We start from the raw sequence: 13088 nt of genomic DNA, 5'->3' as shown, positions 1-13088 counted from the left end.
TTCATTTCAGTTTCCGGGCCACCAAATGCCCCGACCCGCCGGACAGTCCGGGGCCGGGGTGGGTGGACGCGCCAATGTGCCACAAGCCCTTGACGGTGGTCTTGTGGTTTGCGGCCTGGGGGAAGGGCCGCCAGAGCAGGTTCTGGAAGATTTCCGCGGATCCGCCGTACGGATCGCCGTTGACGGCATTGGGGTTTTCCGCAGCCAGATCGGTTGGTGCCAGGATGTCCCAGCCCAGGACGGACGCCCTGGTGCCGGGCGCGAATTGTTCGAGCCTGCTCAGGACACGTTCCATGTACCGTTCCTTAAGTTCCTGTGTCCAGCCGCCGTCCACGGCGAGCGCGCCTGCGGCATCCGCCACCGGCGAGAAGGGCACTTCCTGTAGCTGGAGCCATAGTGTCGCTTTGCCTGCGGGGGCCCGGGTAGGATCCAGGACGCACTGTTGACCGACGACGACGGTAGGTTCCGTAGGCAACAGCCCCGCCTCGGCTTGGGCGCAAGCAATTGCGGTACTGTCCGAACCGTTGCTCAAGTGAACCAAGGGTACGGAATCCAAACGGGGATCGAGCCATTTGACCGGTTTGTCCAAGGCCAGGTGGATCTGCATGGCTCCGCGGCCGTTCTGGTAACGTGCGGCTGCTTCGGCCAAGCCCGCTGGTGGTTGACGCAACAGTTTGGAATACAAGGCCTGGGGCGACACATTGGCCAGGACGGTCCGTGCGCTGACCAGGCCATTGGAGGTTTTCACTCCCGTTGCACCTTTGGAATCGACCAGGATTTCCTCGGCTTCTGTGTCCAGCATGATCCGGACGCCTTTATCCCTCAGGAGGGCCTCAAACGCAGCGATGAAGTTCGAGGCTCCGCCTTTCACGACAGGGAGGCCAAAGCTGTGCATGCTCAAGGCCATGACCGGAAGCATGACGCCGCCGGTCGCTTGGTCCGGGCCGAGGCCTGCGTGAAGGAGCCAAGGGGACCACAGCTGGTCGGTTTGCCATCCATTGAAGCGGCTGCGGAGGTAGTTGCGGCCACTCATCACCGAATCGCGGACGAATGCTTCGGTGCCCTTGACCTTGCCTCGCCGCAGGGCGCCCGCGGCGATCGTCAGGACCTCCCTGAAAGACCGCAGTTCAGCACCGAACGCACCGAAAATGGTCCCGGCATTGCGGCCAAGGTCCTCCAGCATCGCCAGGTAGGCGCCGTCGTCTCCGTTTGCCTGCAAAGCGGCTGCAGTGACCTCTGGATCGCGGTGGGCCACGACCGTTCTGTGCTGCCCTGTCTTTGGATCGGCTGCCACGCTGGCGGTCACCGCGCCGTCGGAATTGCAGTATTTCAATCCCCTCGCATGGAGCTCGCTTCCCAAAGCCTGGTATGCCCCTCCGGAAACGAACAGGGGGTGCCAGGAAGAGAAGGAATCATGGATGAACCCGGGCAGCGTTCGTTCCGCTGAATGGATGAAGCCGCCCAGCCTGCCAGCCCGCTCAATGAGGCAGACGCGCTTCCCGGCCATGGCAAGTTCCGCGGCAGCTACCAGGGAGTTGATCCCCGAACCAATGATGGCAATATCGGTCGAGTCCGTCATGGAGGACGCCGTCATCTCAGAAGTCCGGGTGGTTGGTCGCGGCGTGGTACTTGCCGCTGTGGAACACCAGGGGCGCCCCTCCAGCATTCTCGTACTTCTCCACTTCGCCTACGTATATGACGTGGTCTCCGGCATCGTGTCGTGAGACGGTCCGGCACTGGAACGTGGCGACGGCGCCGTCCAGCAACGGGATCCCGGCGATTCCTTCCGTGGTTTCCGCGCCGGCGAATTTGTCTGTGGCCGGTGTTGCGAACTGGCGCGAGAGTACGTGCTGGTCGCTGGCCAGGATGTTGATGGCAAAGTGCGTGGCGTCCTCGAAGTCCGCCAGGCTCGGAGCCCGTTTGCTGGGGCACCACAACACCAGTGGAGGTTCCATGGAAACGGACGTGAAGGAGTTGGCAGTCATGCCTACTTTCCGGCCGTCGGTTCCGAGGGTGGTGACCACCGTGACGCCGGTGGCGAATTGTCCCAGGGCGCCGCGGAAGTCCCTCAGGTCAAAAGCCGACGAATCTTCGTCCTTGCGTGCCTGCATGAACTCGGCGGCAGCTGCGGGATCGAACCACCATGGGTAGAACGTGCGGGGATCATCGAATCCTGCAGCGATGCTTGCGGCCAGGGCCGGGTGGTCGGCGGCCTCGGCCAGGACAGTCTGCTGGTGTTCCCGCCGGGGTTTGAGCATGTCATTTGTCCATGCCACCGCCCACTGGCCCCAGCCCCGCCAGAACTCGTCAAAGGTGCGTTCCATCCATTGCTTGTCAAAGGGTTGCTGGCCTCTCCTCACGATGGAATCCAGGTAGTACTTGGCGGCCAGCGTCGCGTTGTTGGACCCCTGGCCGGTGAGGGGATCGTTGAGCAGGACGGCGTCGCCCAGGCCGAAGACCAGGTTGCCGTTGCCCAGCTCACCCACTGCTGAGCGAACCGTCGGGGTGATCCGTCCCAGGAGTGTTGCGCCCTCGTCGGTGAGCCTTGCGTTGGCGAAGTTCTTCGCCTCGTGGGGAAAATACTCTTCCAGGATTTCCAGAGATCGACTCAGCTGTTCCTCCGGACTCGTGACGTCGGTCCACTTATCCATCGGGCCGCCCACGACGCCTTCAAAGACCATCATCTGGCATGGCCCGGACACGGTGAGTCCGGGAAAGGTGAAGAATTCCCCGACGCCGGGGACTACGGACATGCGGATGCTGTCGCTGGGCTGATCGGCCGGTTCGGTGGTGGATGCATCGAGAGAGGCTGTATCGAGAGAGGCTGTATCGAGGCAGACATAGTTCAGGGCGAGGACTCTTTGCGGCCGGTCAAACGGGGACTTGGACCTGTCCTTGGGGAAGATCTGGGCGATCTCTCCCTTTCCGGTGCTGACGATAACCAGTTCGTAGTCCCGTGCGAGCTGCTCGAGCATGCGCGGCGTGACTTTCTCTATACGGAAATCACCGCCGCCAGCCACAAAGGCCTCGATCCAGGCAGCACTCTTGATCCGCTGATCCACCGAGTGGGCGGTTCCCTCAAGGGGCGCCTCCCACTCGATGGCGCCGAAGCCGGGTTCGCCTTCCACACGTAATTGGATAGCGCTGATCCCGGGCACGGCTTCATCGTCATAAAGCCTGGTCAGGGCCGAACTCAGCTGTGCTTCGGCGGCGAGGGCCGTGGGGAACATGCATTGGCTGGACATAACCTTGCCGGTGCGGATTTGGGCGGCCGAACGGTCCGAGAACAGCGTGACTTCATACCCCTCCCGCTGCAGGCCCAAGGCCAGTTGAGCGCCGGATTCGCCGGCTCCGATAATTGCGATCTTTCGCATGTCTGGTTTTCCTTCGAGGAACGTTGTTGCCAGGGGAAGTGGAACGACTATCAGGTCGCGGGTACGGCGGAGCCCGCGCTTGCAAGGTATGCGGCCGCCTTATCCGGGTCCATGAACCATTCCTGGAAGTCCGGCGGGTTGTTGAATCCGTTGGCGAAGCGGTGGGCGATTTCGGCCGACTGGCCGGCCGCTCCCAGTAGCGAAAGGACATGCGGGGGCGGCGGAGCCAGCAGCGCATTCGTCCACTGTGCTACGTGCTGGGCGTAGTTCCAATACTCTTCGAAAGTGGCCTGCATAAACGCTGCGTCGAAGGCACCTTCGCCGTGCGCCGCGATGCTCTGCAAGTAGGAAGCCGCGCACTTGCTGGCGTTGTTGGAGCCCTGTCCGGTGATGGGGTCGTTCAGGACAACGACGTCGGCGAGTCCCAGGACCTTCCTGCCGCTGGGGAGCGTGGCGATGGGATGGCGGACAGTGGGTGCGAACCGGCCCTGCAGGAACCCGTTGGGGTCGGTCAGCTCGACGTCGGCTGCCCGGCTGGCTTCCCACGGCAAGTACTGCTTCAGGATGTTTTTGGACGTCTCCAAGTGTTCCGCGGGAGTCAGGCCCTTCCAGCAATCCATGGGTCCGCCCGGGATGCCCTCGAAAACCATGATTTCGCAGGGACCAGTGGTGGTGAGCGCAGGGAAGGCAAAATATTCGCCCACCCCTGGAATCAGGTTGAAGGAAACTGCCGAATGTTCTGCCCTGGGCTCCATTCCAGTGACGTACGTCAGCGCCAAAGCGCGTTGGGGTGCGTCGTAGGCGCTGCGCTGGGCATCCCGGGTGAAGAGCTGCGCAATTTCTCCCTTGCCGGCTGCCACAATCACCAAATCGGAGTTAAGCGAGTAGCGTTCCAGTTCTTCCACGCCGGCGTCCTCGAACACGAGCTCGCCTCCCTGCGCCACGAACTCTTCCATGAACCGCGGGAATTTGACCCGCTGGTCAATGGACTTGGCCGGGTTATCCAGGCGGGATGCCCAGCTGATGGCCTTCTCACCAGGAACTTCAGGATGGGGGATCGTGAACGATATTCCGTCCACGGTGGGGGCTTCTGGCCAGAAGTCCAACCCAAGCGCCCTCTCGTGTTCAAGGGCATCGTGGAAGATGCACTGGCTGGAGGAGACTTTTCCCTCGTGGATTTCTTCAGCGGTGCGGTTGGAGATCGTGGTGACCGCAAATCCTGCCTTGAGCAAGCCGATGCCAAGTTGCAGGCCCGATTGCCCTGCTCCGACGATGGTGATGTGGCGCTGTGTCATAGTGTTGACCTTGTCTTTCTGCAGTCTCTGCATCCGTAAATGATGGGGGAAGATATTTGGCCGGGCCTCGGCGTTCGTTCGGGATGGGTTTGTTCCCAGCCGGGAAGGCCGATGTGCACGAGCTTGATGTCATTCATGTGTCGTCACCTCTTTTCAGCGGCGAGTAATGGGATGGCTTCTTCGGCGCGCTCGGGCCCCAATGCGGAGTAGCCGCCGTCGACGGCCCAATCAGCTCCTGTCACGAAGCTTGCGGCGTCGCCGGCGAGGAAAGCGACCACGGCTCCGATCTCCTCGGGCCGGCCCACCCGCTTCAGGGCATGGAACGGGGCTGCTACCGAGTCTGTCTTGTCAATGTCGCCGCCGGACAGGGTGTCCATGATGTTGCTCCACACCCATCCAGGGCTGACCGAATTGACGCGAATGCCGTCGTCGGCAAGATCTACGGCCATGCTCCGGGTCAGCTGGACCAGGGCGGCCTTGCCCGCGGGGTAGAGCCACCGGCCTGTCTGGGCAACGGAACTCGAAATCGAGGTGAAGTTGATGATGGCTCCGCGCTGGGATGCCTTGAGGTAGGGGCGCGCCGCGTTGCTTGCCATGACGGCGCTCACCACATTGACGTTCAGTGCCTGAAGCCAATCGTTCCTGTCCGAAGCCGCACCGTCATCCTTGTAAGTGCAGGCAAGGTTGACGAGGATGTCGATACCCCCGTGCGAGGCCGCCGTATCGTCCATAAGCCGCGCAATGGCTACGTCATCCGTGATGTCAGTGAGTGAAAAGCTGATGCCGCTTCCCAACGTGTGGAGCTGGGCACCGCCGTCGGCGTCGATGTCGGCGACCACGACGGTGGCACCGGCATCGCGCAACGCCATGGCGACGCCTTGGCCGATCTTGGTGACGCCGCCGGTGACGACAGCGGTCCTGCCCGAGAGTTCTGACATGGCCAAACCTTTCGTAGTGAATCTGTGAGGTGGAAAGTCTTACGTACGCATGACGCTCGTCATTGCCGACGGAGGGCCCGTTTCACTGCCTATTTGACCGAGCCAGGACTATTGGACAGTCGGCCTGGACCTATTTGACAGTGGGCTTGGGCGCGGGCTTCGGATGAGTCCGTTCCCACTCGATTCGGCGGTCATGCACCAGCTTGACGTTCTTCATCTCTGCTCACCCCTTCCATCGGTTTCGTTGCTGCGTTTCTATGACGTGCGTCATACTTGTTCTAAGAGCGACTCTATTCACAGGCGAAAAACGGGTCTATCCGCTTGGCGCAGGGCTCATCCGAAAAACGAAAACCGGGGAAGGAACGCGCAATGGTGAGGATCCTTCCCCGTGATGTCCTCCGGGGTTTGCCCACAGTGACCACGACCGATGTCGATGATGCGCACCAGAAAATCGCCGATCTGTTCTGCGGTCACGACCTCGTTCCGCAGACCCGGGGGACGTCCGTGGACATGAAGCTGCGCTCGTTGCATCGCGGTGATGTCGGCATCGAATTCCTCGACTACGGTGCGGACGTCCGGATCAGTCCGGAAGGCCTGGAGAACTTCCACCTGATCCAGATTCCCCTCGCTGGCCACGCGCACATGGATGTGGGCTCATCGTCGGTGGACTCGAGCCCCAAAACCGCGACAGTTCCGCCGATCGACCGCCCGTTCACCATGACGTGGGATCGCGGAACCCCGCATCTGATTGTCTACGTGAGCCGCCTCGCCCTTGCCTCCGTTGCAGCCCAGCTCTACGGCGGGGATCCGCAGGGTAAAGACTTGCGCAGCAATGATCCGGGCGCAGACCCGGAGAAGGGCGTGAAGCTCGGCTACGCGATGGACCTCACGGGCTCGGCCGGCCGGGCGTTCTTGAGGTCCGTCGTTGAACTCCACGACGACATGATCAGCCAGCAGCAAAAGACAGCTCCAGGGTTCGTCCAGAAGCTACTCGCGGACACGATGGTTTCACGACTGCTCTTGGCCATGAATCCTGTGACGGAGGCTGATCGCTCCAGCCCTGCCGCCGAGAGCCGGTTGATCCGCCAGTTCCGCGAACTGCTGGAACGGCATGCCTCTGAGGACCTGGCGGTTCCGGACATCGCGGAGAACCTGGGAGTGTCGGTGCGTACCCTGCAGCTGGCTCTTCGCTCCGAAGTTGGGGCAACGCCGTCGGAGTTGTTGAGGAGGGTGCGCCTGGACCGGGCCCGGGAACTGCTTCTCGCTGCTGCCCCTGGACAGGAGACCATTGTTTCGATCGCCGAGCGCTGCGGTTTCTCACACCAAGGGCGCTTCTCGGCGCTGTACCTGGACACGTTCGGCGAGTTGCCCTCGGAGAGCCTTCGCCGGTAGCAGAGACCTTCGCGGCGCTGCTGCACCGTCGGTTGCAGGTGGGAGGATGGAGAAGCGCAGGCTAGTCCATCTCCGGAGTGTTGTCCGGCGGGATGACGATGGTGGGGCATGGCAAATGAGTCAGAACGCCATGGACCGTCGAGCCAAGCAGCAGACGGGCGAAACCTCCGCGTCCCCGGCTCCCCACCACGAGCAGCCTTGCGTTGGCGGCTGTCTCCACCAAAGCCCGCACCGGTTCCTTGTGCGGCTCCGAAACCCTCTTGATGGTCAGGTCGGGATAGGAGTTGCTGAGTCCGGCAACCGTCTCAGACAGAACAATGCGCTCCTGTTCGCTGATCAACTGCCTGAGTTCCGCTGGCGCCAAACCGGCATCCGTGACCGGATCAGGGGCGTTGTACGCATGAAGTGCTGTGAGTTCCTGGCCCTCGCGGTCCGCTTCGGCAGCCGCGAAGGCAACGGCTCTGAGGGAGAGTTCCGAACCGTCCACGCCAACCACGATTCCGTGCCTGTCCTCTTCGTCGTTTGCCGTCCCGACCACGGCCACCGGGCCGGCCGAAGCGCCGGCTATTTGCAGGGCCCGGTCTGTCATTGAGCCGCCAAGGTGGGGGCTGCCGGATCCGATCACCATCAAAGACGTCTTCCGGGCGTACTCACCAAGGGCCGCTGCCACACTGCCGTTGAGCAGTTCGGTGGTGGACTTGACGTGGAAACGCTGCATGACACGTGCCTCAGCTGCTTGCAGGAGCTTTTCGCCGGATTGGGCGAGGGAACGCCGCCACGAAGCGGGCTCAACCAGCCAACGGTCATCCAGGACATGGAGGATTGCAAGCGGCGCATGCTGTTTTTCGGCACGTCGACCAGCCCAAATCAGGGCGGCCTCACTTTGGGTAGAGTCCTTTACGCCGACGGCGATGGTGTGGTCGTTGCTCATTGTTGTTGCCTGCTTTCGTCAAGTTGCAGTGTGTGGCGTTCAGGCCATTTGGCGTGAGGATTCCAGGATCCGAACGTGGCAGGGAACCCTGGCCAGGTCCGCCGCAAGGGGAAGCATGCCGTTCCTGGAGACCTCCTTGAGCTGGCCAAGAGCCTCGGTGGTTATGCTGGCAAGGCTGAGATCCACGGAGATGTCGACGCCGGGAACGGCCGTGTTGACCCGGCGCACTACGGCAAAGATGACCGGGATGTTCTGGCTGGAGATGTGACCACGGACAATGAGGCAGGCAGCCGGATAGTCCGGCTCCAACTTGACCACCATCTGCAGTTTCCCGGTGCCTTTGGCGCCTCGCTGATGACCGTCGGCCCGGTGACCTTGATAAAGGCCACGGTCGCGCTTGCGTGGATTGTCGTGTCGGGCCGGCATGGTCAGACTGCCTGCACTGCTCCGACTACGGGCCAGACGACGCGCGTCTGCCACTTGCCGGGGTCCGGTTCCTTTTCCGGATCACTCAGGTAGAACTCCCACATTGTGTCGGAGGGGGTCATTCCTTCCGCGCTCATTCGCTCAAGGATAAGGGCGTATGTCCTTTCCAAAGTGTCATAGGGTCCTTTGTGGACGGCCTCGAACGCGTCCGAAGCCGGCAGTCGGCCACTGATGACGTCCCCGCCTGCGGAGAAGTTCGGGGTAACAGGAAACCCTGCCTCAACGTCCACGGTGTCGGTAGGCATGCCGTGGTAGAGGGCAAACGGTGGGCCTGTGGGGCTGGCGTGCTGGGCCTGGGCGGCGGCCATGACTGTACCTAAGGCACGGCCGAAGAACTCTGTCAGGTTGGCCATTGGCACGCGGTCGCGGACCACCGCGGTGGGCTGCTCGGACGTCTTAATCAGTCTGGGTTCCAGGTCGATGGTGCTCATGCCTCCAGATTTCCCTGATCATCCCGCAACCGACAGGGCCGAACGACTCTAAAACGTAGGAAGGGGACGACCGGACCGGCTTTAGGCAGCATCAAAGGCCACCTGCAGCCACTGCGCCACTTCCTCATCAACCATCCCAGGATCCCGAAGTTCCAGATGATGAACCCACACCGAGGGGGCCGGGTGGACTACCTGCTTGAACCTGCGGGATCCGAGCTCATACGGCAAAGCCAACGACAAGACGACAGGAACCGTTGACTTCACGTACTTGCCCGGGCGCCAAAGGAAGGCGAAACCATGCCGGCGTCGGATGGCGATCTGGCTCTTGGAAACGCGGACCGATATCGGCCCGAGGCCGGAGATCGCGCTGAAGACCGCGTTGCAGATCGCCAGTCCTTCGGGTGACCCATCGAAAAAGGCCACAGCATCGGGTGGCGGAGTGAGGCTCACAACGCCCGGCCGGGGCTTCGAGGCAGCAATCTGGCGCCCAGTGCCATCACCGCCGTCTTTGGCTGCGACGGCCGGACTTACTCCAAGCCTGCGCGCGTGGCGTCGTCCAGCGGAGTTTGCAGGGACATGGGAGCCGAGAGATCAAAGCGCCTGCCGGTGACGGATTGGGGGACTACCCGGTACAGAAGGTCTTGGCCAACGCCTTGCCACGGGAAGAGGGAACGTTTGACTTCATCCAAGGTGGGACCGCCCGGACCGGCCTCGCCGGCTGCGCCTTTCACCACCACGCTCCAGGCCATACCGAATTCGGCACTCACCGAGTCGGCTTCAAGGGCAACAACGGAGTTGTCTTCAATAGCCTGCTGCTTGGTTCCCATGCCCGTCCGGAAGACGATCGTCCGGTTGTCCACGGCATAATTCACCGGAAAGATGTCCGGGTGGCCGTCCACAATCACGGAGAGTCGCCCAACGTTCGTTTCGCCAAGGAGCCTCCAGCAATCGTCGGCTTCGAGTACTTCTGCCTCAGGCACTATGTTCTTGTCGGTCATGCGGCGATCCTACGGCGGCTCGATTGTGCCTAACAGGGCCCAAAGTCCCGTCGTGCGATCGGTTCGCTGCCACTCGCCGTGAAGCGTGCTGCCGACCAATTGGGGGCATGACACCGAGCAGAAGCAACAGCAGCCCCAGTTCTGCCAGGCCCACACCGAAGTAGACGGCCTGCAACGCGCTGAACGGGATCAGGGACATCTGTACGAAGATCCATACCAGTATGGAATAGGCAGCGGTGGTGGTTACAAGACCGGCCAAGCGGCTCCGCCTGAGGAGCAGGACGAATGCTGCCGTATGGAGGCCTCCCACAACGCATGCCAGCAAGATTCCGGGAACCAGATAGTTGCTGAAAAGCGAGCCCTCCAGGTACTCAACAGGCAGTTGTATCTCCGCTGGCAGTCCGAGGCGTTCCGGGCCCGGCCAGGATCCAAGGACCATGGTGAGGCCACCAGCTATGGAAGTCGTGGCGACGAAGCCGAGGATGATCAGAAGCAGCACAAAGGTCATGTCTTCCTCCTAAATGATGTTGTGGCGAAAGTGCTTGTCCAATGCCACCGCCAGAGCAGCCACCATGGCAACGCCTAGAATGCGCAGCCAAGCTTCTGCTGACAATGGAGCGGTGTGGAACACGGCGTTCATGGACGGCAAGTAGGTCATGGCGGCCTGTCCGGCTGCTTGGATGAGGACACCGACCACAAGCCAAGGGTTGCTGAACGGGCGGAGCTTCCACACGGAACGGGTCAGGGACCTGCAGCTGAACAGGTAAAAAAGCTCCACCATGACAAAGAGATTGACGGCTGAAGTCCGCGCTTCCTCAAGCGTGGATCCTTGGCCTGATTCGTATTCGAAGATCCACCAGGTACCACCAACAAGGAGAATCGAGACAAGCAGGACGCGGAGCGTAAGCGTCCAGGTCAGCAGGGACTGGCGGGGATCCCGGGGCGGCCTGGACATGAGGCCGGGCTCCTTGGGCTCGAAGGCGAGCATGAGGCCGAGGGCAACAGCCGTCGTCATGTTGATCCACAAAATCTGCGTGGGCAGGATAGGCAGGGTCAGTCCGAGGACGATGGCCACCAGAATGACCATGCCTTCTCCCATATTCGTCGGAAGCGTCCAGACAATGAACTTAACCAAATTGTCGAAAACGTTCCGGCCTTCCTCGACCGCGGCTTCGATGGTCGCGAAATTATCATCGGTCAGTACAATGTCCGATGCCTCCTTGGCTACCTCTGTTCCGGAATGACCCATGGCGATGCCGACGTTGGCTTGGCGAAGTGCCGGTGCGTCGTTGACGCCGTCGCCTGTCATGGCGACGATGTGGCCTTTGTTTTGCAGCGCATCGATAAGGCGCAGCTTCAGCTCCGGCGACACCCTCGCAAAAACTGATGCCTTGTTGACGGCGGCCATTAGTTCATCCTCACCCATGCCTTCAAGGTCGGTGCCCGAAAGGGCTGTGGCGGCGGTACTTCCGCCGTCAAGACCAACGGCTGCGGCGATCGCGGTGGCCGTTCCGAGGTGGTCCCCGGTGATCATTTTGACGGCGATGCCTGCGTCCAGGCAGGACCGTACAGCGCCTGCAACTGCCGCCCGCGGAGGATCGTACATCGCCTGAAAGCCAGTAAACACGAGTCCTTTAAGCGGCGGTGCAGCGTCGATTGCCGCGTTTTCGGGCAGGCGTTTCATGGCTGTTGCGAGTATTCGCAGGCCGCGCCCGGCAAGTTCCTCAGCAGCCTGGCCGATGGTCCGGACGTCGAGCGGCTGGGAGCAGCCGTCAGCGCCCATTTGGCTGGAGGAGAGTTCCAAAACACGTTCGAGGCTTCCTTTGACAAGGAGCAGGCCATGCGATTCCCCGCCAGCGTCCTTGTGGAAGCTTGCCATGTATTGGCGTTCGTGGGTGAACGGGATGATGCCCTGCCGGGGATTCCGGGAAACGAAGCGCGGGATGTCCACGCCGTCCTTGCCCGAAACCACGATCATGGCGGCTTCTGTAGGGTCACCCCGTACATGCCACTGGCCATCTTCCTGGAAGACGGTGGAATCGTTGCAGACGGCACCGGCTACAAGGCACCACTGCAGCGCAACGTCACCCGCGGTGGCAGTACCCGCGGTGTGCCCAGGGGAAACAGGCCCAATGGCACCTTCGGGACCGTATCCGGTTCCTGTGACCTCGTAGCAGCAGGCGGGGGTCCTGATCGCGGTCACAGTCATCTGGTTTTCAGTGAAGGTGCCCGTCTTGTCCGAGCAGATCACCGTGGTGCTCCCCAGGGTCTCCACGACAGGAAGCCGCCGGACCACGGCGCGTCTGCGTGCCATCCTCCTCACTCCAATGGCCAGCGTCACGGAAACGGCAGCCGGCAGGCCTTCAGGTATGGCACCGACCGCCAGGGCAACCGCGGCCGTAAACATTCCGGCCGGATGCTGGCCCCGGCCCACCCCAATGATGAAAGCAACTGCGGCCAACGCGAGGATTGCCACAGTGAGTGTCATGCTGAACGAGGCCAGTTTGTTGGTAAGGGGAGTGGAAGCCGGAGTGACTGCCCCCATGAGCCGCTGGATCTCCCCGAGTTCCGTCTCTGCGGCAATGGCGACGACGATTCCAGCGCCGGCGCCTACGGTGACCAGGGTGCCTCCGTAGAGCATGTTGCGGCGGTCGGCCACGGGAGTGGTGAGCGGCAGGACGATTTCATCCTTGCTCACAGCTTCGGATTCCCCTGTCAGGGCGGACTCGTCAACCCGTAGCCCGGAAGTACGTACAAGCCGGATGTCCGCGGGGACCTTGTCGCCTGCTTCCACCAATACGAGGTCTCCCGGTACCAGATATTCGGAGGGGACCTCTATCCGGTTACCCCCTCTGACTACGACGCTGCTAGTCGGAACAAGTGAGCGCAACGCCTCCAACGCGGCCTCTGCACGGACTTCCTGGATGAGTCCGATCACGACATTGACGATCACAACACCAACAATGACTCCGGTGTCCACATACTCACCGAGCACCATGGTCACGATGGCCGCAGCAATCAGTACATAGACCAGGGGATTGTTGAACTGGTGGCCCGCGGAACGCAGAAGCCCGCTCCGGGCAGCGCGCGGGAGCACGTTCAACCCATATGCCTGCCTCCGACCCGCAATTTCCTCCACCCTGAGGCCGTGAAACGCGTCGGCTTCCAGGAGCAGCACTACTTCATGGGCGGGCAGGCTATGGTGGGCCGTCTCGGTGCCGTTCTTCATCGGGAGGCATCCTT

12 protein-coding genes are annotated in these 13088 nt (G+C 61.9%); 1 reads left to right on the top strand and 11 read right to left on the bottom strand.

The features are described 5' to 3' along the window. Position 1: 1 nt before the first annotated feature. The 4 genes from AC6I97_RS13695 to AC6I97_RS13680 all read right to left on the bottom strand — a co-directional run bounded on the left by AC6I97_RS13695 (position 2) and on the right by AC6I97_RS13680 (position 5607). The gene (locus AC6I97_RS13695) at positions 2-1579 is read right to left on the bottom strand and encodes a phytoene desaturase family protein (RefSeq protein WP_497945163.1); all 1578 of its coding nucleotides are present in this window, start codon (positions 1577-1579) and stop codon (positions 2-4) included. 16 nt (positions 1580-1595) lie between these two features. Further along, positions 1596-3374, bottom strand: coding sequence for a flavin reductase (locus AC6I97_RS13690; RefSeq protein WP_497945162.1), 1779 nt, complete (start codon positions 3372-3374; stop codon positions 1596-1598). A gap of 50 nt (positions 3375-3424) precedes the next feature. Next, on the bottom strand, positions 3425-4669 hold the full coding sequence (locus tag AC6I97_RS13685) for a styrene monooxygenase/indole monooxygenase family protein (protein WP_497945161.1): 1245 nt from the start codon (positions 4667-4669) through the stop codon (positions 3425-3427). A 143-nt stretch (positions 4670-4812) separates the two neighbouring features. Then, complete coding sequence (locus AC6I97_RS13680; protein WP_497945160.1) at positions 4813-5607, bottom strand: SDR family oxidoreductase; 795 nt, start codon at positions 5605-5607, stop codon at positions 4813-4815. A gap of 369 nt (positions 5608-5976) precedes the next feature. Here AC6I97_RS13680 and AC6I97_RS13675 point away from each other — a divergent pair, with 369 nt between their 5' ends. After that, on the top strand, positions 5977-6999 hold the full coding sequence (locus AC6I97_RS13675; protein WP_497945159.1) for an AraC family transcriptional regulator: 1023 nt from the start codon (positions 5977-5979) through the stop codon (positions 6997-6999). 61 nt (positions 7000-7060) lie between these two features. Here AC6I97_RS13675 and AC6I97_RS13670 read toward each other — a convergent pair whose 3' ends face one another. The 7 genes from AC6I97_RS13670 to AC6I97_RS13640 form a co-directional block, all read right to left on the bottom strand. Continuing rightward, positions 7061-7930, bottom strand: coding sequence for a universal stress protein (locus tag AC6I97_RS13670; RefSeq protein WP_497945158.1), 870 nt, complete (start codon positions 7928-7930; stop codon positions 7061-7063). A gap of 39 nt (positions 7931-7969) precedes the next feature. After that, on the bottom strand, positions 7970-8356 hold the full coding sequence (locus AC6I97_RS13665; RefSeq protein ID WP_497945157.1) for a hypothetical protein: 387 nt from the start codon (positions 8354-8356) through the stop codon (positions 7970-7972). A 2-nt stretch (positions 8357-8358) separates the two neighbouring features. Further along, on the bottom strand, positions 8359-8847 hold the full coding sequence (locus tag AC6I97_RS13660; protein ID WP_497945156.1) for a GyrI-like domain-containing protein: 489 nt from the start codon (positions 8845-8847) through the stop codon (positions 8359-8361). An 81-nt stretch (positions 8848-8928) separates the two neighbouring features. Next, positions 8929-9297: a DUF5655 domain-containing protein gene (locus tag AC6I97_RS13655; protein ID WP_497945155.1), complete on the bottom strand. Its 369-nt coding sequence runs from the start codon at positions 9295-9297 to the stop codon at positions 8929-8931. 77 nt (positions 9298-9374) lie between these two features. Continuing rightward, complete coding sequence (locus AC6I97_RS13650; protein ID WP_497945154.1) at positions 9375-9845, bottom strand: pyridoxamine 5'-phosphate oxidase family protein; 471 nt, start codon at positions 9843-9845, stop codon at positions 9375-9377. Then, positions 9820-10353, bottom strand: coding sequence for a hypothetical protein (locus AC6I97_RS13645; protein WP_497945153.1), 534 nt, complete (start codon positions 10351-10353; stop codon positions 9820-9822). Before AC6I97_RS13645 ends, AC6I97_RS13650 begins: the two co-directional genes overlap by 26 nt. Positions 10354-10362: 9 nt before the next feature. After that, positions 10363-13074, bottom strand: a complete 2712-nt coding sequence (locus AC6I97_RS13640; protein ID WP_497945152.1) for an HAD-IC family P-type ATPase — start codon at positions 13072-13074, stop codon at positions 10363-10365. Positions 13075-13088 lie beyond the last annotated feature (14 nt).

The sequence above is a fragment of the Arthrobacter sp. TmtSoilC48 genome, assembly GCF_059739425.1.
This window is presented reverse-complemented; position numbering and strand designations above follow the sequence as displayed.